This window comes from Marinobacter sp. bablab_jr008, from assembly GCF_016464145.1.
Classification (GTDB): Bacteria; Pseudomonadota; Gammaproteobacteria; order Pseudomonadales; family Oleiphilaceae; genus Marinobacter; species Marinobacter nauticus.
The window spans coordinates 151,020-172,306 of sequence record NZ_JACDWW010000073.1 but is presented as its reverse complement, the minus strand read 5'-3'; the positions used below and the strand labels follow the sequence as shown (position 1 = coordinate 172,306).

General features: G+C 58.2%; 15 protein-coding genes and 1 tRNA gene. 11 read left to right on the top strand and 5 right to left on the bottom strand.

All coding sequences use genetic code 11. The annotated features are described in order from the left end of the window. The first annotated feature begins 16 nt into the window (after positions 1-16). Positions 17-1,678 (top strand): glucose-6-phosphate isomerase, encoded by a 1,662-nt coding sequence (gene pgi / locus JIF53_RS14950; RefSeq protein ID WP_199453099.1) that lies wholly within the window; start codon positions 17-19, stop codon positions 1,676-1,678. On the opposite strand, the gene folK is transcribed toward pgi, so the two are convergent. Next, complete coding sequence (gene folK / locus JIF53_RS14945) at positions 1,652-2,176, bottom strand: 2-amino-4-hydroxy-6-hydroxymethyldihydropteridine diphosphokinase (protein WP_199453097.1); 525 nt, start codon at positions 2,174-2,176, stop codon at positions 1,652-1,654. The genes pgi and folK overlap by 27 nt on opposite strands. Next, on the bottom strand, positions 2,173-2,544 hold the full coding sequence (gene folB / locus JIF53_RS14940; RefSeq protein WP_121208290.1) for a dihydroneopterin aldolase: 372 nt from the start codon (positions 2,542-2,544) through the stop codon (positions 2,173-2,175). Before folB ends, folK begins: the two co-directional genes overlap by 4 nt. Positions 2,545-2,685: 141 nt before the next feature. Here folB and plsY point away from each other — a divergent pair, with 141 nt between their 5' ends. Further along, positions 2,686-3,279, top strand: a complete 594-nt coding sequence (gene plsY, locus JIF53_RS14935; RefSeq protein WP_199453095.1) for a glycerol-3-phosphate 1-O-acyltransferase PlsY — start codon at positions 2,686-2,688, stop codon at positions 3,277-3,279. Between the two features lie 12 nt (positions 3,280-3,291). On the opposite strand, the gene tsaD is transcribed toward plsY, so the two are convergent. Beyond that, positions 3,292-4,347: a tRNA (adenosine(37)-N6)-threonylcarbamoyltransferase complex transferase subunit TsaD gene (tsaD, locus tag JIF53_RS14930; protein ID WP_011784191.1), complete on the bottom strand. Its 1,056-nt coding sequence runs from the start codon at positions 4,345-4,347 to the stop codon at positions 3,292-3,294. 233 nt (positions 4,348-4,580) lie between these two features. On the opposite strand from tsaD, the gene rpsU reads away from it, so the two are divergent. The 9 genes from rpsU (at position 4,581) to JIF53_RS14885 (ending at position 17,446) form a co-directional block, all read left to right on the top strand. After that, a complete protein-coding gene (rpsU, locus tag JIF53_RS14925) occupies positions 4,581-4,796 on the top strand; it encodes a 30S ribosomal protein S21 (protein ID WP_007153483.1) in 216 nt (71 codons plus the stop codon). A gap of 154 nt (positions 4,797-4,950) precedes the next feature. Next, complete coding sequence (gene dnaG / locus JIF53_RS14920) at positions 4,951-6,702, top strand: DNA primase (protein ID WP_022991890.1); 1,752 nt, start codon at positions 4,951-4,953, stop codon at positions 6,700-6,702. Between the two features lie 118 nt (positions 6,703-6,820). Beyond that, the gene (rpoD, locus tag JIF53_RS14915; RefSeq protein WP_199453093.1) at positions 6,821-8,677 is read left to right on the top strand and encodes an RNA polymerase sigma factor RpoD; all 1,857 of its coding nucleotides are present in this window, start codon (positions 6,821-6,823) and stop codon (positions 8,675-8,677) included. A gap of 60 nt (positions 8,678-8,737) precedes the next feature. Continuing rightward, positions 8,738-8,814: transfer RNA gene (locus JIF53_RS14910), tRNA-Ile, on the top strand. Positions 8,815-8,997: 183 nt separating this feature from the next. Next, a complete protein-coding gene (locus tag JIF53_RS14905) occupies positions 8,998-9,552 on the top strand; it encodes a PEP-CTERM sorting domain-containing protein (protein ID WP_011784179.1) in 555 nt (184 codons plus the stop codon). 298 nt (positions 9,553-9,850) lie between these two features. Next, a complete protein-coding gene (gene aupA / locus JIF53_RS14900; protein ID WP_199453091.1) occupies positions 9,851-11,188 on the top strand; it encodes an alkane uptake protein AupA in 1,338 nt (445 codons plus the stop codon). A gap of 11 nt (positions 11,189-11,199) precedes the next feature. Continuing rightward, positions 11,200-14,496: an Ig-like domain-containing protein gene (locus JIF53_RS14895; protein WP_199453089.1), complete on the top strand. Its 3,297-nt coding sequence runs from the start codon at positions 11,200-11,202 to the stop codon at positions 14,494-14,496. Between the two features lie 164 nt (positions 14,497-14,660). Further along, positions 14,661-16,955, top strand: a complete 2,295-nt coding sequence (locus JIF53_RS14890) for a molybdopterin-dependent oxidoreductase (protein WP_199453087.1) — start codon at positions 14,661-14,663, stop codon at positions 16,953-16,955. Between the two features lie 32 nt (positions 16,956-16,987). After that, the gene (locus JIF53_RS14885) at positions 16,988-17,446 is read left to right on the top strand and encodes a DUF2489 domain-containing protein (RefSeq protein WP_011784175.1); all 459 of its coding nucleotides are present in this window, start codon (positions 16,988-16,990) and stop codon (positions 17,444-17,446) included. Positions 17,447-17,722: 276 nt separating this feature from the next. Here the strand turns inward: JIF53_RS14885 and JIF53_RS14880 are convergent, their stop codons facing one another. Both JIF53_RS14880 and recG read right to left on the bottom strand, forming a co-directional pair. Continuing rightward, a complete protein-coding gene (locus JIF53_RS14880) occupies positions 17,723-19,093 on the bottom strand; it encodes an aminoacyl-tRNA deacylase and HDOD domain-containing protein (protein WP_199453085.1) in 1,371 nt (456 codons plus the stop codon). A gap of 116 nt (positions 19,094-19,209) precedes the next feature. After that, positions 19,210-21,285 (bottom strand): ATP-dependent DNA helicase RecG, encoded by a 2,076-nt coding sequence (recG, locus tag JIF53_RS14875; protein WP_199453083.1) that lies wholly within the window; start codon positions 21,283-21,285, stop codon positions 19,210-19,212. Between the last annotated feature and the right edge of the window lie 2 nt (positions 21,286-21,287).

Below are 21,287 nucleotides of genomic sequence, written 5' to 3'. Positions count from 1 at the left end.
CGGAAGGGACCCCCTGATGCCTGAGAAACACCCTGCGCTCACCAGCCGAGCAGAATGGCAAGCTCTCAACGACGCCAAAGCCCGGCTCGAACATCTACCCATGCGGGAGCTGTTTCAGCAGGATCCGGGCCGTGCCCAGCGTTACCTGGTAGAGGGTGCCGGCCTGTCGCTGGATTTCTCCCGCAACCGGCTGACGGACGAAGTGCTGGAGGCTCTGCTCAACCTGGCCCGGGCCTGTGGTCTGGAGGAACGTCGTACGGCCTTGTTCCGGGGCGGTCTGGTGAACCTCACGGAACAACGCCCCGCCCTGCACACCGCCCTTCGTGAGGGTGAACAGGGCGAGGTTCGGGTGAACGGCGACAACGTCATTCCCGAAATCCATCGCACACTGGGGAAGATGGAAGCGCTGGTTGAAAGCATTCACAGTGGTGAACGCACCGGCCACTCCGGCGCCCGTTTTACCGACGTTGTCAGTATTGGCATCGGAGGCTCGTTTCTCGGGCCGAAGCTGGCCGTCGAGGCGCTACGCCCGTACTGGCAGGGCTCCATTAACTGTCACTTTGTCGCCAACATCGATGGCACCGACATTACCGAAACCCTGGCATGCCTGAATCCGGACACCACGCTGTTTCTGGTGCAGTCAAAATCCTTCCGTACCCAGGAAACCCTGGAGAACAGCCTGCTCGCCCGGCAATGGTTTCTCGATAATGGTGGCAACGCAGCCTCCGTCTCCCAGCATTTCATGGCAGTCACGGCCAACGTCGAAGAAGCGGCCCGGTTCGGCATCGAACCCGCCAACACCTTTCCCATGTGGGATTGGGTAGGTGGTCGTTATTCCCTCTGGTCCGCCATCGGCCTGCCGATTGCGTTAACGCTTGGCATGGCGGCATTCCGGGAGCTACTCACCGGTGCACATGCCATGGACTCCCATTTCAGGGAAGCGCCCGAGCGGGAAAACCTGCCGGTAATCATGGCCATGCTCAGCGTGTGGTACAACAATTTCTGGGGCGCCGAGAGCCATGCGGTACTGCCCTATGACGAATACCTGAAATACCTGCCGGAGCACCTTCAGCAGCTGGATATGGAGAGTAACGGCAAGCGCGTAACCCAGAATGGCATCAGCGTGGATTACCCTACCGGGCCCGTGCTCTGGGGCGGCGTGGGAGCTAACGGCCAGCACGCATATCACCAACTGATTCATCAGGGTACCCGGCTGATTCCTACCGACTTCATCATTCCCCTGAGGTCCCACAATCCGGTGGCCAGCCACCATGCTGCTCTGTTTGCCAATTGTCTGTCTCAGGCACGGGCCATGATGGCCGGAAAGACGGAAGCAGAGGCCGAACAGGAACTGCTGGCCGGCGGTCTTGATGGTGATGCCGCCCGCCAGCTGGCCCCACACAAGGCCATTCCCGGTAACCGGCCCTGCAACATCCTGCTGATGGAACGCCTGACTCCGCACACCCTGGGGGCACTGATTGCACTTTATGAACACCGCACCTTCGTGCAGAGCGTGATCTGGGATATTGATTGCTTTGATCAATGGGGCGTGGAGCTGGGCAAACAGATTGGCAACGAAATTCTTCCGAAACTGCTGGGCGAGAGTGAAGATGGCAGCGCTGGAGACAGCGCCACCGACAACCTGATCCGGTTATTCCGCGACCGCTCCGGAACTTGAGATCTGACGCCCCTGCCAGGTGAAATCGACGGGCCAGAGCTTCTGGTCCTTCTGGTAAGACTGCCAGAGGCTGCGATAGCTCTCTCCGCACACAGGGTGCAATTCGTCCGGAGCAATATCGGCCAGCGGCCTCAGGACAAATGCGTTTTTTAGGATTTCAGCCCGGGGCAGTTCAACCCCATCAAGGGTGCCGGTCGCATCGCCCCAGGTGAGAATATCCAGATCCAGAGTCCTTGGACTGAACTTGGGCGCCGAAGCTTTGCGGCCGTTGTCTGCCTCGAGTTTTTTGAAGCGCCGGGAAAGCTCTCCTACCGACATATTGGTATCCACACCCACCACCAGGTTCAGAAAATCCGAGCCATCGAAGCCGACCGATTCGCTCTCGTAAACCGGAGAAATGGCCAATTCTCCAAACCAACCGGCCAGAGCATCCAGCGCCGCGCTGACATGGCGATAGCGTTCAATATTACTGCCGATACTGATGTATACACGTTTCATGCCCGTGCCCCCCGCTCAATTCTCACGCCCACCGAGCGTGCGGCCGGCACAGCACCGGGCTTGCTCAACGTCAGCCTCAGCCAACGCACGCCAAACTCGCCCTGCAGCAAACGGGCAACTTCCTCTGCGGCCCGCTCCAGCAACTCCGGCTGCAGCGTTTGCAGGCACTGACTGACCCGCTCGCTAACGGCGGCGTAATCAAGTGCATCGGCAACATCGTCACTGGCGCCGGGCACCGAGTTATCCCACGCCAGTTCCAGATCCACCAGTAGCCGCTGTGTGACTTCGCGTTCCCAATCGTACACCCCGATCACGGTTTCCACCGCCAGTCCTTCGATCAGGACTGTGTCCCATTTGCCATTTGCCAAATCGGTCTCCCGAGCCTTCCACTGATGGCTGATTGAATATTACACAGGCAGACGATACTGTGACGGACAACCAGCCTGCCTTGATGCGGGCGGCATTTTCTCACAGAACACAGGGCCCAGTCTCTGTACAGCGGTTACGCCATGGACGTCTTTAGCCAACCCGTTGCGATTGTCTTGCTTTGCGCCAGCGCTTATCTGGCGGGTTCCGTGCTGTTCGCGATACCAGTGTGCCGCCTCTGGAAACTGCCAGATCCTCGCGCCCTGGGTTCCGGCAACCCCGGAGCCACCAATGTGTACCGGGCAGGTGGCTGGCAACCCGCGCTGGCAACCCTGATGCTGGATGCGTTCAAGGGCTGGTTGCCCGTCTGGCTCGGTCAAAGCCTTGGCATGTCCATTCTGGTGCAGGCCATGATTGCCCTGTGCGCGGTGACCGGACACATGATCCCGGCATTCTATCGGTTCAAAGGGGGCAAAGGTGTTGCAACGGCCCTCGGGGCAGGGTTGGCACTGGCGCCGCTCACCACCGCCATCATGGCAGGCTTATGGCTGGGCGTAATGTGGCGCTGGCGCATTTCAGCCGTGGCCTCTCTGGTGGCAATCACCAGCGGCCCGCTCATCAGCGCCCTGCTGGAACCGGAAACCCTGCCCCTGTTCGGACTGCTGACCCTGCTGATTGTGGTGCGTCACCGCAACAACCTGATTCGCCTGGCCCAGGGGCGGGAAACCGGACTCTAGCGTCTGATCAGGCTAGTCCACGAGGCCGTTCTGACGCGGTTCCGCCACTGGCGGCAAAGTGTTCATAGGCCACCGGGGGACCGCCACAATCCGCTCGCCATCCTGCTGACCGGCCTTTAGCCGCTGCGCACCGGCATAGGCAATCATGGCACCGTTGTCGGTGCAGAACTCCGGACGAGCGTAGAACACTGAACCACGCAGCTTTTCTGCCATGGCTTCCAGTGACGCCCGCAACCGCTTGTTGGCGCTGACCCCGCCGGCAATGACCAGCCGCTTACACCCTGTTTGCTCCAGGGCTCTGCGACATTTGATGACCAGGGTATCAACTACCGCAGCTTCGAACGCCAGAGCAATGTCTGCTTTTACCTGCTCATCCAGCGTACCTTTATCTTTTGCGTCGTTCACGGTGTTCAGGGTGAAGGTTTTCAGGCCGCTGAAGGAAAAATCCAGGCCGGGACGATCGGTCATCGGGCGGGGAAAACGGTACTGCCCCTCTCGACCCTTTTCCGCAAGGGCAGCTACCCGGGGGCCACCCGGATAATCCAGCCCCAGCATTTTCGCAGTTTTATCGAACGCCTCGCCGGCGGCATCATCCACCGATTCACCCAGCATCTGGTACTCACCAATGCCATCCACCCGCACTAACTGGGTATGGCCACCGGACACCAGCAGCGCGACAAACGGGAACGCCGGCGGATTGTCCTCCAGCATGGGCGCCAGTAGGTGACCTTCCATATGATGCACGCCCAACACCGGAATCCCCAGTGCAAACCCCAAGGCATGCGCCACCGAGCCGCCCACCATCAGGGCACCCACTAACCCCGGCCCGGCGGTATAGGCGATACCTTCGATATCGGAACGGGCTTTACCGGCTTGAGCCAGTACCTCATCGCATAAAGGAAGCAGCTTGCGGACATGATCCCGGGAGGCCAGCTCAGGCACCACGCCGCCATAATCGGCGTGCATACCGATTTGACTGTAAAGGGCATGGGCCAGCAGTCCCCGCTGAGCGTCAAACAGGGCTACACCGGTCTCATCGCAGGAGGTTTCAATACCAAGAATCAGCATAATGGGCACTACATCCAAGGGGTGTCGGGTACGTGGGCGGCATTTTAGCAGAAACCCGAAAGCTTCCGGCAGTTTCGTTGAACAGTGATTGACCTTGGCCAGCCCAGCGGCTATCATTGCCGCCCTAAATTAGCACTGGTCGAGTTTTAGCCAATCTGACCAGGGATCGAGCCCGTACGGCACTGGCCGACGGAACAAATTGAAACCGAATCTATCAGGTAGGTGATTTTCGAATGCCAGCTGTTAAAGTGAAAGAGAATGAGCCGTTTGACGTAGCACTGCGTCGCTTCAAGCGTTCCTGCGAGAAGGCCGGTGTACTGTCTGAAGTACGTCGTCGTGAGCACTACGAGAAGCCGACCGCTGTTCGTAAGCGTAAAGCAGCTGCTGCCGTTAAGCGTCATCTCAAGAAGCTTCAGCGGGAACAGCGCAAGTTCGAGCGTCTGTACTGAGTTCAGGCGCGCATCGACTGCACAACTGATTGCCGGAACGGCGTTTCGCCCCACCCGGCAAGCTGAAAATGCCGCCGAGGCCTGGCTTCGGCGGCATTTTTGGCTATGGCGAAAATGCCTTCGCACCCGGCACCCCGGCTGAAGTGGAGCCACCATGAGCGGATTGATCCCTCAACGCTTTGTTGAAGACCTGCTGGATCGCATTGATCTGGCGGAGCTGATCGGTTCGCGCATCACGCTGAAAAAAGCCGGAGCCAACTACAAGGCCTGCTGCCCGTTTCACGACGAGAAGACGCCATCATTTAACGTTCGACCGGACAAAGGCTTCTATCACTGTTTTGGCTGTGGAGCCCATGGCGATGCCATCAGCTTTGTTCGCGAATTTGAGGGCCTGGGTTTCACCGAAGCGGTAGAAGAACTGGCCAAGCGTGCCGGGCTGGAAGTGCCGTACGACCGAGCTGCCAAACAGGAAATGCAACAGGCGCGGACACTGACCGATGCCCTGGAGTTTGCCAACCGGTTCTATCACTCAGCACTGACCAGTCAGCAAGGCGGTTATGCCCGGGACTACCTGAAGCAGCGGGGACTGGATGAAAACATTATCCAGCAGTATCAGATTGGTTTTGCACCGGGCACCGGCACGGCACTTTACGACGCCGCCCCGAAGGATCTTAAAGCACCACTGATTGAGACCCGCACGGTGTCGGACCAGTACGGCCGCCCCAGGGATCTGTTCCGCAACCGGGTTATGTTTCCCATCCGGAACACCCGAGGCAAAACCATCGCCTTCGGCGGGCGCACGCTGGGCGACGACAAGGCCAAGTACATTAACTCGCCGGAATCGGACGTTTTCCACAAGAGCCGGGAAATCTACGGCCTGTTCGAGGCCCGGCAAGCCATTCGACAACTGGACAAGTTGCTGGTGGTCGAAGGCTATATGGATGTGATTGCGCTGGCCCAGCACGGCATCCATTACGCGGTGGCGACTCTGGGGACGGCCACCAACCAGGACAGCCTGACCGCACTGCTTCGGCACGTTCGGCATATCGTGTTCTGTTTTGACGGCGACCAGGCAGGTTTTCGGGCAGCGGACAGGGCCATGGAGAACGCCCTGGAGCTGATGGCAGACGGGCTGCACCTGCAGTTTCTCATGCTGCCAGAAGGCGAAGACCCGGACACACTGGTGCGCAAAGAAGGGCCGGACGCATTTCAGAAGCGTATTGAGGGCGCTACACCCTTCTCACGCTATCTGTTTGATCGCCAGAGCGAGGGCCTTGATCTGCAGTTGCCCGAACACCGAGGCGAACTTCGGGCACGGGTTGAGCCCTTGCTGAACAAGATGCCCCGCAGCACGTTGCGGGACGCCATGTGGCACGAAATGCTGCGCCTTTGCGGCGGCCGCAACCAGTGGCAGAACCGCCAGCAGGGCCAGAATTACAAGGCACGGGGCTGGCGCGGTGAAGGCCAAAGCCGGCCCACGGAAGAGCGGATTGACGTAAAACTCAGCAAAGACAGCACCTTGTGCCTGGCCTTGCTGGAAGCACCGGAACTGGCAACCGAAGTGAAAGCTCTGGCAGACAGCACCCGGCAGCTTGAACGCGCGGGGCGTTTTGCCCGCTGGTTACTGGAAGAAAAAATTCAGACCCGCAAGACACTGGTCGCGGGGCTGGCCACGAACAAACAGGCCAGGGACAGGTTTTACAACCTGTTTGACGAACTGGAGCACATACCGGCCCGGGAAAGCACACTGGCGGCTGCCAGAGAGCTGTTAAGCCCGAATGAAGAGGCCGCGCGTCAGCAGAGGCTGGCAACCCTGCTCCGGAACCTGGCACAGCTTTCCCCGGAAGAACGGGAGGAGCTGCGAACGCTCAGCGCCGGTACGTTAAATCCGAAGGCTGAAAGCTGAGCACTTGAAACCTGTTGCCCTGATCACCATCTAACCATTCGGTGGCAGCGCAACCGAGCGACAGCTATAATGGCTGTTTAACTTTTTTCCTTTTTAAAAGCGAGTTCACAGGGTGTCTATGTCAGGCAATTCGCAGAAATCACGTTTGAAAGACCTCATCGCACGAGGCAAGGAACAAGGTTACCTGACTTACGCCGAGGTAAACGATCACCTCCCGGAAGATATCGCAGATCCGGATCAGGTTGAAGACATTATCCGGATGATCAACGACATGGGTATCCAGGTGTGCGAAGAGACACCAGACGCGGATACCCTGCTGATGACCGAAGGTGACTCCACTGCCGACGAAGCTGCTGCCGCCGAAGCCGCTGCTGCTCTTGCCGCCGTTGAGACCGACGCTGGCCGCACCACAGATCCGGTGCGCATGTACATGCGCGAGATGGGCACTGTTGAGCTGCTGACCCGCGAAGGCGAGATCGTCATCGCCAAGCGCATCGAGGAAGGCATCCGCGACGTCATGGCCGCTGTAGCACATTTCCCGGGCACTGCCGGCACCGTGATTCAGGCCTACGACCGCATCATCGAGAATGAAGGTCGCATCAGCGACATCGTGACCGGCTTCCTCGACCCGGATGACGCCGAGCCGTTCATGGGTGAAGACACCAGCACCGAAGACACCTCTGCTGACGACAGCGATACCAGCAGCGATGACGACGATGACGACAGCACCAGCGAAGACGACAACGACAACGGGCCAGACCCGGAAGAAACCCGGCTGCGCTTCGAGCTGCTGAAAGAGAAGCTGGACGCTGCCGAGAAGGCCCTGGCCAAACACGGCCGTGGACACAAGAAAACCCAGGAAGCCCTGAACGAACTGGGCCAGGTTTTCGCCCCGTTCAAGCTGGCCAACAAGGCGTTTGACGAGCTGGTGAACGTCGTTCGTTCAACCAACGACCTGGTCCGCGAGAATGAGCGCGCCATCATGCAGATCTGTGTACGCGACTGCAAAATGCCGCGCAAAGACTTCATCAAATGGTTCCCGGGCAACGAAACTGATCTTGAGTGGGCCGGCGAAATTGCCGCCACCAAAAAGCCCTATGCGGCCGCTATCGGTGAGCGTGTGGACGAAATCGTTCGCCTGCAGAAGCGCATCCAGAACGTTCAGACCGAAGTGGATCTGGACGTAGCCGACATCAAGGAAATCAACCGCCGGGTGTCTATCGGTGAGGCGAAAGCCCGCCGCGCCAAAAAGGAAATGGTTGAGGCCAACCTGCGTCTGGTTATTTCCATCGCCAAGAAATACACCAACCGCGGCCTGCAGTTCCTGGATCTGATCCAGGAAGGCAACATTGGCCTGATGAAGGCGGTGGACAAGTTCGAGTACCGTCGTGGCTACAAGTTCTCCACCTACGCTACCTGGTGGATTCGCCAGGCCATCACCCGCTCCATCGCGGATCAGGCCCGCACGATCCGGATTCCGGTGCACATGATCGAGACGATCAACAAGCTCAACCGCATCTCCCGCCAGATGCTGCAGGAGATGGGCCGCGAGCCCACACCCGAGGAGCTGGGCGAGCGCATGGATATGCCGGAAGACAAGATCCGCAAGGTGCTGAAGATCGCCAAGGAGCCGATCTCCATGGAAACACCCATTGGTGACGACGAAGACAGCCATCTGGGCGATTTCATCGAAGATATCCAGGCTCTGTCGCCAGTGGATTCTGCCACCGCTGAAGGCCTGCGCGAAGCCACCCGCTCCGTGCTGGCCGGCCTGACCGCTCGGGAATCCAAAGTACTGCGCATGCGCTTTGGTATCGAGATGAACACCGACCACACTCTGGAAGAAGTCGGCAAGCAGTTCGACGTTACGCGGGAGCGTATCCGTCAGATCGAAGCCAAGGCCCTGCGCAAACTGCGGCACCCTTCCCGCTCCGATCACCTGCGCGGCTTCATTGACGACCAAGGCAACGGTTAATCCCCAAGACAGTAGCGGGCGCCACCCCTCGTGGGTATAATGGCGCCCGTTTTCTTTTCCGGGCCTATAGCTCAGTTGGTTAGAGCAGGGGACTCATAATCCCTTGGTCGCTGGTTCGAGTCCAGCTGGGCCCACCATCTCCCAAACTTCTGTCCAACTTATTTACACATACGCCTCCAACCTTCTCTTAAGCACTGCCCAAGCCTCTGTTTTAACGTCAAATAATCCTATTGGCACACACTGTGCTAAAAGTCAGACGTAAGTACAGATCGCGGCTTCGCCGCACTGCGTTCAGGGCTTGCCCTGAGAGAAGGTGAAAAATGAAACAGATTACAAAGCAGATAACACACGTTATTGCGGCTCTGGCATTAACCTGGTCTGCTGGGGCTATGGCCCTGATCCTTGGCCCCGCAGACGCCGACAAAACTGTCGACGTAGGCCCCCCAAATCCAGCGCTTGACGCCGGTGACGTTGCAGCCCTTTTTGGAACGTCCGACCTCACTTTGCTTTACAAGTCCAACTACGAAGGCCCGGAAGAAGGCTCCTACCAATCCTTCTACTCCACCAGTTTCACCGGAGACCCTAACAACGCGGTGATCAGCTGGGATGGCCCGGACTACATTGTGTGCCCTGAGTGCTATCTGGTTGTCAAAGACGGCAACGAGCCACAATACCTGTTCAACATCGGCAGCTGGAATGGCCAGGACGTACTGGATCTTCAGGGCTTTTATCCGAACAGAGGCGCCATTTCTCATGTAGCGATCTTTGGCAAGTCCGTTCCTGTACAGGTTCCTGAGCCAGGAACACTGGGCCTGCTGGGACTTGGCATTCTGGGCATGCTCACAATCAGAAGAAAGTTACAGAAACCTGCCTGAGTGTCGACATTCTTTACATGCCACTAAAGCTCCCTCGGGGAGCTTTTTTTGTGCCCGTTCACAAAACTGCAAACATTAAGTAACAGAAATACACAGAAGCCCACCTTTTAAGCTCATGAGTTTTCAGCCGTTTTAGACAATTCTTGAGGTACGTGGTTCTACCGACACCCTGTCGTGTCAAAAATGCCAACGTCCCGATCAGACAAGCCTCATACACTAAAACCTGAACAAGCGTACCAGTCCTGAAAGGAATCCCTCGGGACTGAGCACAAAAACAATGAGTGAACGGAGTGTATACATGGTTCTTTCCCCCCGATTCTCAGTACGGGCGGTATCCCTTGCCGTTGCAGCAGTTTCCGCCTCCCTGTCCATGCCCACCAGTGCCAGTATGGGCAACCTGGGCACCAGTTATGGTGTAATGCCGGTCGATGTGGCCACCGCCCAGTCCCTTTCGATGTTCAATGAGCAGGTTTCTGCCACCTACTACAATCCGGCAGCGCTGACGAAAGATCCTCGTGGCGAGCTTACGGCGGGTATCCTTCATTCTGAACAGGAGCTGCGCTCCGATAATCCCAACGCCAGCGGGGACATTGTCTCCGACTCCCCGAGCCAACACGTTTTGATCGGCATGAAGACCAACCTTGGGTCACTCACCCGGTTCGGGCACCCCATCTATCTCGGGTTTATTGCGGGCGTGGAAAAGTACGGTAAGGAGATGCTGGCTTTCAGCTCTGAAACCAGCGAGAGCGGACAGTTCCTTCAATACGGGAAAGAACCTTTGTTCCTTAACATCGGTGGTGCAACCCCGATCTGGCGCGGTATTTCCGCCGGTGCTTCGGTTCGGGTAACGCTCGAAGCGACCGCTAATCTTGATGCCGTCTCGACGCTGGGCGGCGAAACCAGCCGTGAGCGCCTTGCGGTCAATGCCGAGCCTTCTCTGAAGACGATTCTGGGCACGAACATCGATCTGGGCAGCACATTTTGTCCTGAATCTGACTGTTTCCTGAACGGATGGGAAACGGCGCTGACCTACCGGACGAAGTCATCGGCCTCAACCACAGTCGACTCCAACATCATCGTGACCCAGACCATCCCGGATCCCGGGCTCAGCCTGGCTGTGACAACCATCGACTCATTCCAGCCGGAAACGATTGCCATCGGCACACAATACTCCGGTGAGGGCTGGCGCATCGGCGGCAGTATCGAACAACAGAACTGGTCGGAACTGGAAGACGAATTCAGCGGCGACTCCATCAAGGATCAAGGTTCCGTGGCCTCCGGAAACCGGATCGGTTTCGACGACATCCTGATTCCCCGCCTTGGTGCGGAATATCAGTTGAACAAGAACTTCGCCCTTCGTGGCGGTGTTGCCTACGAAGAGTCTCCCCTTAAAACCACTCGTAATCCGGAGCTCAACTACCTGGATACCGACAAACTGGTGGTCGGCCTTGGTATCAGTGCCACTTACGACCGAACCCGCCTGCTCGCCTACCCGGTGCGGCTCGACCTGGGCTATCAGTACCAGCAACTGCAGGAGCGCGACTTCACCGTGGTGGACTACGACGGTGACGAAACCAGTGTCACTGCCGATGGTGATATCCACGTATTCAGCGGATCCATCACCCTGAAGTTCTGAGGAGGCTTGCCATGAAGTACAACAAGACCCTGGCACTGATTCCGGCCATTTTGCTGGCCGCCTGCGGCGGTGGCGACAAACAGTCCATTGACGAAAAACCCAGACCCGGCTCGATGGTCTATTCCTTCCCGATGGATGGGCAGGCTGATATCAGCCCGAAAGCCGACATCGTACTGCGCTTCTCTCATGCGATTACCGATGATGAAGCAACCCTGCAGAACAAGATCACCCTGCAGAGTAACGACCAGCCCCAGCCCTTTACCGTGACCTTGATCGATAATGGCAAAAGTCTGAAGCTTGAGCCTGCTAACCCGCTTGCAACCGGCGAAGAATTCACCGTAACCTTCCAGGAGCCGCTGGCCGCCGAGGGCGGCCGGCAAATCACTACTCCGAACGCGACAGGTGATGACGGCATCCAGTTCGCAACCCGTGGCGCCTATGCGGGTCTCGCGGGGCTGGCCAACACCGCAGACACTTTCGACATTGCCTGGCAAGTGCCCGCCAGCGACAGCCCATTCCAGGCCATGAATTTTTCGACCTTCCGGTTTGCCATGACGCAACCGGTTCATCCTGAATGGCAATCACTCGGCGGCAGTATTCAGCTACAGGACGCCAGCGGTGAAGAGGTTCCGGCGACGGTACTGGTTAAAGGCAACCGCATTACGGTTGACCCCTGCGTAACCCCCGAACTGTCGCAGTGCGGCAGCAAGCAGGATATTCTCGACACCGGTGAAACCTACACCCTGCATTTGACCAACCTCGCCAGCCTGACCGACAGCAGTGAGGACAACCGCTTCACCGGGGAATTCACCTTTACCCCGAGAGACACGGGCCCAACGGTTGTATTGCAACAGACTGCCGTGGATTCCGGCAACGGTGAGCTGAGCTCCGTGCTCAACGGCCAGGCCCTCAATGCCGTAACGCTCAACTCGGTACTCCAGGGCGAAGCCGGCCCCTCTCAACAAACCGGGGACCTGTTTGCCGAGCTCGCCTACGCCCCTGCGTTTGATGCTGACGAAGCACTGCCGCTGCGCATTCCCAAGGGCAGTGTGCTGGAAAGCACCAGCCTGAACGTACTCGTGGGTGGCAAGGTACAGGTTCTGGATGCCGCGACCGGCGAAGACCAGCAAACCGGCACCATCAAAGTGACCATGCTCTCGGATGCATCCGGCTACATGAGCCCGAACCAGTACACCGATGACATCAATGCCCCGCGGCATATCACCCTGTTCATGGACGTATCCATGAACACGGAGGCAGCACAGCCGAATGCCGCGCTTTCCCAGGATCTGATGGGGGTTGAACTGCGCGGTATTGCTCTGGTTCGGGACGGCGTTCTGACCATCGACGCCATCGGCATGGTGGAACCAAACCTGCTGGGCCAGGAATTCACCGATTCCACCATTGCCTTCCATCTGCAGGCCGCAACCGATGCCGACTCGGTTCTGGATGCCGAAAACCTGCGGGAACTGGATGCCACACCACCCAGCCTGGTGAGCTGGATGCCCGGCCCTGCGAACGCCGTTCCGCCAACCCGGCAGTCCATGCAGCGCCCGGGCGACCCGATCATTCTGTTCTTTGATGAGCCGCTTGATCCGAAATCAATCGAAACTGGCATCACGGTGTCGGAAAACGGCACCCCGATTGACGTTCAGCATGCTATCGACGGCACCACGGTAACCCTGAACAAAGCCGGCGGTCTGGAACATGGCAAAACCTATGATGTGAGCGTCAACGGCGTCTCCGATCTGGCCGGGAATGTCGTCGCCCTGGATACGCTGACCTTCTCACTGGATCCCATCGAAGGCAACAACGATGAGGTTCGCCCGCCACTGGCACTTACTACCTATCCCGGTTTCCCCTGCGAAACCAATCACAGCGCACTGGACCTTGCCAATGGCGTGCTTGGCCAGTGCTATGATGTGAGGGGCGATGCCTATAACGGAGGACGGTCAGCAACAGTCGACACCATGCCGGTAAGTGAAATGCCGGCGGATCGGCCCATCACCGTGGTTTTCTCAAAATCGATGGACATCAACTCCTTTATTCTCGGCCAGACCTTCGCCGTTGAGAAAGTGACTCAGTCCGGTATCGGCGCGGGAACTGTGAGCGTTGTCGAGAGCGTGCCCGGACGGCTAGAGAAAAACACTCAGCGGGTGCGGTTCTTTCCGGATCAACCCTGGGAACCCGGTGCTCACTATCGTTATACCCTGGCATCCTCAGAGAGCTCTGGCGCCTGCTCGCCCGGGAGCTACAGCGCAATCTGCGACACCGATGGCCTGGCTCTGAAAACGGATCTGCTCGAGGGTCTGAACGACCCGGATGGTGGAAATGATCCGCTGGTGATCTATTTTACGGCCACAGAAGCGGTCTCGACGGTATTCACACCGCTGAGGAACCTTCCCATTCGCGATACCAACTCGAACTTCCTGATTGACTGCAATCCCTATGACAGCAGCAAGGGTAACCGGGCATTTGAGAATACCGACGACTGCCTCGAGCCGTTTGCCCATGAAGGCAGTGATGCGGAGGGATGGGCACCCTCTGCCAACGCAACCAAGCTGGCCGTTCGCAATCAAACAGCTCAAGCCAGCGCTCTTGCCGGTGGTAATGTACCGGCGCAGGTCGGTTGTGACGCCGGCGAAGGGGTCTCCTGCCCTCGCAGCAAGTTCATTTATCAGACCTACGCCCTTAACACCGAGGTAAAAGGCCCCGGTACCTATGATCCGGATCCAACCGTTGAGGGTGATGAGATCGAGGGCATTCTTGTGGATCTCTATCCAACACTGCTCGCAACCAGCTCCATCAGCGTTTTCACCAAGATCAAGCTGGCAGGCCTTATTCCACTGCAGGAAGAAACGGTGACAAACACCCAGGTTCTCAGGATGCGTTACGCGAAAGATGATCCTTCGTGCACCGGTAGCAACTGCGCACGCAACTCACTCATTCCCGGGGTGATCGCTGAAGGCGAAAATGGACAGCCAGTGTTCATCACCAAGGCGGACCTGCTGCTGGACGCTCCAGACATGGTCATTCCACTGGGCGGCACCCATGATCTCTATGGCCGGCCATTCACTCTCGACCTCAAAGGAGACATCACCTTCTTTGATGACGGGCGTATGCAAATCGAGCAACGTAATGTGAATTTTGTTGGCAATGCGGATGAGCTTCTGGTGACAGCCAACACGGCGGGAATCTCTCAGATCGGCCTGGTAACCATCAAGTTACCGCTGGAGATTCCGGTTGGTGGCACCTACCTCAACTTCATCTCCAACCCGGTCAAAGACCTACCTGCACAGTACGAATAAAACACGGGTTACTCAGGTCTACCCTCCTCAGGCCAGTCTCCAGACTGGCCTTTTTTGTGGGCCTTTCGGGGCCACAATCGCAATCGGTTTTTCATTCCGGGTCGTTTTCCTGATAATCTGGTTGCAATATGAAACCCAACAACAAGAATTCCGGGAGAGCCTGCATGGAAAACGGCGTCCACTACCGCACCTGTCACCTCTGCGAAGCCATGTGTGGCGTTGCCATTGAGGTCAACAACGGCAAGATCACCAGTATCAAGGGCGACGACCAGGATCCTCTGAGCCAGGGCCACATCTGCCCCAAAGCCGTCGCACTTCAGGATCTGCATGAAGACCCGGAGCGCCTGAAGAAGCCGATACGCAAAACTGCCCAGGGCTGGGAAGAGCTATCCTGGGAGGACGCCTTTGATCTGGTTGCCGAGAAGCTTCATGGAATTCGGAAAACCTACGGCCGGAACAGTATCGGGGTCTACCTCGGCAACCCCAATGTTCACAATCACGGCGCGCTGATGACCACCATGCCGTTTTTGCGGGCCATCGGCACCCAGAATCGCTTCTCTGCCACGTCCAACGACCAGCTACCGCACATGTTGGCCAGCCTGGAGATGTTTGGTCACCAGATTCTGTTTCCGATTCCCGACATCGACCATACTGACCTATTCATCTGTATTGGCGGCAACCCGATGGCCTCAAACGGTAGTCTGATGACCGTACCGGACATCCGGGGCCGCCTGAAAGCACTGCGTCAACGGGGCGGGAAACTCGTGGTGATTGATCCCCGGCGCACTGAAACCGCCCGCCTGGCCGACGACTTCCATTTTATCCGGCCCGGCACCGATGCCTTCCTGCTGATGGCCATGGTACACACTCTGTTCGAAGAGAACCTAGTGGACCCTGGCGCGGCCGAGCGGCTGGTGAAAGACGTGGATCTTCTTCGCCTGGCCGCCCTGTCGTTCTCACCGGAAGCGGTAACCAGGCACACCGGCGTTGAGGCTGAGGCCATCCGGCAGCTGGCGCGACAGCTGGCCAAAACCCCACGGGCCGCCCTGTATACCCGAATGGGCACCAGCACTCAGGCGTTTGGCGGTACCACCACGTGGCTGGCGTACTGCCTGAATATCCTGACCGGCAAGCTGGATATACCCGGTGGCGTACTGTTTACCCAACCGGCGGTGGATCTGGTGGCACTCGGCGCCATGTCCGGGCAGCGCGGGCATTTCGGAAAGCGCCACAGCCGGGTTCGCGGTCTACCGGAATTTGCGGGAGAGTATCCGGCCAGCACCATGGCCGATGAAATGCTTACACCGGGCGAAGGTCAGGTCCGTGCCTTTGTGACCGTGGCCGGCAACCCTGTGCTATCAAGTCCTAACGGCCAGCGACTGGAGTCAGCCCTGGAGGGGCTGGATTTCATGGTGTCCGTGGATTACTACCTGAACGAAACCACCCGCCATGCCGATGTCATTCTGCCGCCCACGGCGGCCCTGGAGCGCAGTCACTATGATCTGATCTTCAGCCAGTTTGCCGTACGCAACGTAGCCAAGTACAGCGAAGCACTGTTTCCAGCAGCGGACGACGCCCGCCACGACTGGCAGATTCTGCTGGAGCTCGCACACCGTCTGGAGCAACAGCGCAAAGGCGGGCGCCTGCCCCTACGCTCGGAAATGGGCTGGAGGGCGTTCAAAAAACTGGGACCAGATCCGATTCTGGATCTGCTCTTGCGAACAGGCCCCTATGGTGCCGACGCCGGCCCGGTGCGCCCATTCGCCCAAACCGCCATCGAACTGGTGATGGACATTCTTCCGGAGCGTAACCCCCTCAAAGGCCTGGCCCGGCTGAGCCCACTCAACCGACGTTGGGATGAATTACCAAAAGGCCTATCACTTTCTGCTCTGAAAGCCGCACCGCATGGCATCGACCTCGGCCCCCTGCAACCGGCGTTACCGGAAAGGCTGTTCACCCGCGATGGTCTGATTCAGATGGCACCTCGCCGCTATCTCGCGGATGTGGAGCGCATGCAGGCTACCCTTGAATCTGCCCCCGCTGACGGCCTGCTGTTGATTGGCCGTCGCCATGTCCGCAGCAACAACTCGTGGATGCACAACAGCCAGCGTCTGGTCAAAGGCAAAGGCCGCTGCACCCTGCTTATCCACCCGGACGATGCCAGCAAACGAGCGTTGAACCCCGGAGATCATGCCGAGGTTTCGGTTCAGGGGCGAGACGTGGTGATCCCGGTGGAAATCACCGAAGACATTATGCCGGGTGTGGTGTCCATCCCCCACGGTTGGGGTCACCATCGATCAGGCACCGGCCAATCAGTGGCATCGTCCCACGCCGGGGTCAGCATCAACGATCTGTTGGATGATGCCCTGGTGGATCCGGTTTCGGGAACCTCGGTCTTGAACGGCCAGGCGGTTGATGTCAGAGTCTGGCAACCCGAACCTCAACAGAAACAGGCCTGATAGCGGCCTCTTGAACAAACAGGAGTGTAACCATGCCCAGAGGGCTGCAATTGGTCTTTATTGCCATCGGGCTGGTTATTATCGGTGTGTTACTGGTGTATATCTGGCGCCAATCTCGGCTGCTGTCCGAACAGCGGCTGCGCCAGAAGAAAACCGAGGAGTTTCAGGCCCGGCGCCGGGACGAAATGATTGAAAGTATCCGGATTATCGCCATGGCGGTAGAGGAAGACCAGGTTGAGTATTCCGAGGCCTGTCTGAGATTCAAGGGTCTGCTGGATTACCTGGCCCCGGAACTGCTGGAAAAACCACCCTTTCAGGTGTTCCAGACGGTGCACGACAAGATTCAGCACATGCCCACGCATCAGGCGAGGAAGAATACCGACTCTGCGACCATCCGGGAAATGGACAAAGAACGGTTTGCCGTGGAAAGGGAGCACTCCGATGAAATCCGTCAGGCTGCCACAGCAATCCGCCATCATCGCTTTGACTGACGCCCGTATTTTGTAACTTTTTGTTACCGATCGGACGCCCGCTTCAAAAATATGTCAAAGCAAATCAATAGCTTTTAGCCTCAAGGAAAGCTGACACCATGCTCATTTATGTAATCTGCATGCAGTCGCCTTTCCTTTTCCCGGAGCTTGTCTAAATTTAAAACAGGAGGCCGCTCCCACCACACTGGATCAGCCTCCCCGTTGTTTTCTCCTGACAAGTTTGGACGACTCTGCAACAAGCGGGTGAACTTGCCGGCCTCAATGGCCGGCCCTTTTTTATCCGCCCTGACTCATCATCCCGGCCATGGCCATAATGCTGTCTTTTCGGCGCACCAGCTCATCAAACTGTTCCTGAACCAGCTCCCTGTCCAGACCCAGCTCATCATAGACAGCCTGAGTTGCAGACTCACCCGCGCCCAAGGCAACACCCCGCTCGGTCAGCAACTGCCGCCCCAGCCACAAGAGACGGGCATATACATTGTGAGGCCCGTCATAGGCGGGATTCTTCTGGTAACGAATAGCCAGTGTCACTTCGTCCGGCATACCCCAGTTTTCCATCAACTGCGCCGCAATCTGCTCCCGGGTGATCCCCAGCAGGTAATGCTCGATGACACTGGAATCAATGTGCGGGCTCACCTCCAGCGAGCGGCAGACCAGCTTGAAATGCGGAGGGAACACCTGCGCCAGTACCAGATGCCCGAAGTTGTGGAGCAAACCGGCCAGATAGGCGAGACCAAACAGAGGTCGCTGCCCTCGAGGCATCATACTCGCGAGAATACCTGCAGACTGAGCCTGCCAGATGGCCTGCTGCCAGTAATCAACATAACCGTCCGGGTGATCCTGCGGGTGCTTCAGGGCACGCCCCAGTGCCAGGCCCATGGCCAGATTCATCACCAAATCAAAACCCAACACCCGGGATACTGCATCGTGGACGGAATGCACCCGCCCTGCAGCGGCGTAGAACGATGATGACGCCCAACTCACGACCTGGGCTGCCAGGCTCGGATCGCTCTCCACCACATCCACCAGGTCCCCCATTACCGCATTAGGGTTTACCCGCAGATGAATGATGCGCTGGGCAGTCTCAGGCAAGGGCGGCAGCTCCAGCGTATCCTCCAGTCGCTGCTGAATACGCAAGCCGGTGAACCTTTTGATGGCGGAATGCAGCTGGTCACGGTCGGCGGCGTGATTGTCAAGATTGACGGAGATATTTGCGATATCCACCGCAAAATCGTGTCGGGCGGCCTTTGCGGTCAACTGGCGGAAATCTTCGGCCGGCATCATCAGGCCCAGGTCCTGTTCCCCCAACTCCAGCGCAACCGCCTCGAGTTCGTCCACACGCCGGTCAACTACAGTCGGCCAACCGGTGAGTGATGGCAGCGCCGGCAACTCCTGAAGCCCGGCTTTCTGGCGGACCCGAACCTGCTCGCGCCGCTGCATCATTCTCAGATCCCGCCCCAGACGCTTGTTCAGGGCTTCCAGATCGAGCATATCGTTGCGACGGCAGATGGCCTGCAGATTACCTTGATCGTCACTGAGCAGTACCATTCGAAGCAAATGGCCGGTATCAATCTGGCTTACGCTCCGGAACGATACACCGGGGGCGTTATCACCAAGTGCCTGCTGTACCACAACAGGAAGTTCCATAGCATTCTCCGGACAAAGGTTATCAATCAGTTTTCATGCATTTTGCAGTCATTAACGCGACATTAACAGGCCAATATCGGCCACGAGCACAGGCGTTATGAAATTCATGACCAACACTATACGTCGCCATAACGAATTTTCTCACCCAGCCACCGTCTGATAAGTGCTGAGACTACCCGAGGCTCCCTCATCAGGCTCGGAGCCATGTCACGAATGGGTTCAATCCAACCCTTGTCGCGTTCAAAATCGGCCAGGCGAAACTGCATCAAGCCAGTCTGGCGAGTACCCAGCACTTCTCCAGGCCCCCGAATCTCAAGATCCTTTTCGGCGATAAAGAAGCCATCCTGACTGTCCCGCAGCGCCTGTAACCTGGCCTTGCCATTATTGGACAGGGGCGGGTGATACATCAGCACGCAGAAACTGGCTTGCTCACCGCGGCCAACCCGGCCCCGCAGCTGATGCAACTGCGCCAGCCCGAGCCGCTCCGGGTTCTCGATAATAATCAGAGAGGCATTGGGCACATCGACGCCGACCTCGATCACCGTGGTAGCTACCAGCAAGTCCAGTTCACCGTCTTTGAAACGCTCCATTACCGCGGCTTTTTCCTGGGCTTTCAGGCGGCCATGAACAAGGCCAATGGACAGGTCCGGCAACCTCTCAACCAACTCCTGGGCGGTCACTTCCGCCGCCTGGCACTGAAGCGCCTCGGATTCTTCAATCAGAGTGCATACCCAGTAGGCCTGCCGCCCTTCCCTGCAGGCCTGGCGTACCCGCTCAATGATGTCGTCCCGGCGGCTCTCCGGCAGCACAATCGTTTCAATGGGCTTACGCCCCGGCGGCAGCTCATCAATCACGGAGGTATCGAGGTCGGCATAGGCGCTCATGGCCAGGGTTCGCGGTATGGGCGTCGCCGTCATGATCAACTGGTGCGGCGCCAGCGTTCCTCCAACCCCTTTCTCTCTCAGGGCCAGCCGCTGATGCACGCCAAAACGGTGCTGTTCGTCGACAATCACCAGCGCCAGGCGCTGGAATACCACGTCATCCTGAAACAGGGCATGGGTACCAATGGCAATCTGAGCACGGCCCTCGGCGACCGCATTCAATGCTGAGTGCCGGGCCTTGCCTTTCACCTTCCCCGACAACCAGACCAGCTCCACATCCAATGGCTCCAGCCAATTACGGAAGTTCTGATAGTGCTGCTCCGCCAGAATTTCGGTAGGTGCCATCAAGGCTACCTGGGCGCCGGCTTCGATGGCTTGCAGGGCCGACAGAGCGGCGACCACGGTTTTTCCCGAGCCGACATCACCCTGAACCAGGCGAAGCATCGGCACCGGCTGGCTCAGATCCTGCCGGATATCGGCCATCACATGGCGCTGGGCACCGGTCAGACTAAACGGCAGTTGCTCCAGAAATCGCTCTGCCCGGTCTCCCGCTGGTAGCAGCGGCAAGGCCTCCCGGGCCTGTATCTGCTCCCGGACCTGCAACAGGCTAAGCTGATGCGCCAGCAACTCCTCCATCACCAGCCGCTGCTGAGCCGGGTGCTTTCCCTCTACCAGCAGATGCACCGGGGCGCCGGCCGGAGGCAAATGCACCAGGCGAACAGCCTCGGTTATGCCGGGCAACTGGTAGTCCGCCAGCAGTGCCGGGGGCAGCCAGTCCTTGATGGGGTAGCGATCCAGATAGCTCAGGGCCTGCTGACACAGCCCCCTGACCCGGGGCTGTTGAATGCCCTCGGTCAGCGGATACACCGGCGTGAGCGTCGCCTGTTCGGCCGACGGCATGGGAGGTGGATTGGTCTGGTACTCCGGATGGTAGAATTCGTAACCGGCCCGGCCCGGTCGCACTTCGCCGAAACAGCGTACTCGCGTGCCTTCAGCAAGCTGGTTTTTCTGGGCGGCATTGAAGTGAAAAAACCGCATCACCAGAAACCCGGTGTCATCCCGCAACGTCACCTGCAGGCTGCGCCGACGCCCCATCACCAGGTCGGCCTTCATGACCTCACCTTCCACAACGGCAATATCGCCGATACGCAGGCTGCCCATGGGCACTACGCGGGTGCGGTCTTCATAACGGTAGGGAAGATGGAACAGGAGATCCTGAATGGAGTGGATGCCCAGCCTGGCAAGTATTTCCGCCAGGGCGCTTCCTACGCCCTTGAGCTGGGTTACCGGGATGTCCTCCAGTGACGTCATAC

What these genes read in the sequence shown, in the direction of transcription:
- JIF53_RS14895 (WP_199453089.1), top strand. Translation starts at nt 11,200, where the DNA reads ATGAAGTACAACAAGACCCTGGCACTGATTCCGGCCATTTTGCTGGCC.
- JIF53_RS14905 (WP_011784179.1), top strand. Translation starts at nt 8,998, where the DNA reads ATGAAACAGATTACAAAGCAGATAACACACGTTATTGCGGCTCTGGCA.
- JIF53_RS14885 (WP_011784175.1), top strand. Translation starts at nt 16,988, where the DNA reads ATGCCCAGAGGGCTGCAATTGGTCTTTATTGCCATCGGGCTGGTTATT.
- folK (WP_199453097.1), bottom strand. Translation starts at nt 2,176, where the DNA reads ATGAAACGTGTATACATCAGTATCGGCAGTAATATTGAACGCTATCGC.
- rpsU (WP_007153483.1), top strand. Translation starts at nt 4,581, where the DNA reads ATGCCAGCTGTTAAAGTGAAAGAGAATGAGCCGTTTGACGTAGCACTG.
- dnaG (WP_022991890.1), top strand. Translation starts at nt 4,951, where the DNA reads ATGAGCGGATTGATCCCTCAACGCTTTGTTGAAGACCTGCTGGATCGC.
- rpoD (WP_199453093.1), top strand. Translation starts at nt 6,821, where the DNA reads ATGTCAGGCAATTCGCAGAAATCACGTTTGAAAGACCTCATCGCACGA.
- plsY (WP_199453095.1), top strand. Translation starts at nt 2,686, where the DNA reads ATGGACGTCTTTAGCCAACCCGTTGCGATTGTCTTGCTTTGCGCCAGC.
- tsaD (WP_011784191.1), bottom strand. Translation starts at nt 4,347, where the DNA reads ATGCTGATTCTTGGTATTGAAACCTCCTGCGATGAGACCGGTGTAGCC.
- aupA (WP_199453091.1), top strand. Translation starts at nt 9,851, where the DNA reads ATGGTTCTTTCCCCCCGATTCTCAGTACGGGCGGTATCCCTTGCCGTT.
- pgi (WP_199453099.1), top strand. Translation starts at nt 17, where the DNA reads ATGCCTGAGAAACACCCTGCGCTCACCAGCCGAGCAGAATGGCAAGCT.
- JIF53_RS14890 (WP_199453087.1), top strand. Translation starts at nt 14,661, where the DNA reads ATGGAAAACGGCGTCCACTACCGCACCTGTCACCTCTGCGAAGCCATG.
- recG (WP_199453083.1), bottom strand. Translation starts at nt 21,285, where the DNA reads ATGACGTCACTGGAGGACATCCCGGTAACCCAGCTCAAGGGCGTAGGA.
- JIF53_RS14880 (WP_199453085.1), bottom strand. Translation starts at nt 19,093, where the DNA reads ATGGAACTTCCTGTTGTGGTACAGCAGGCACTTGGTGATAACGCCCCC.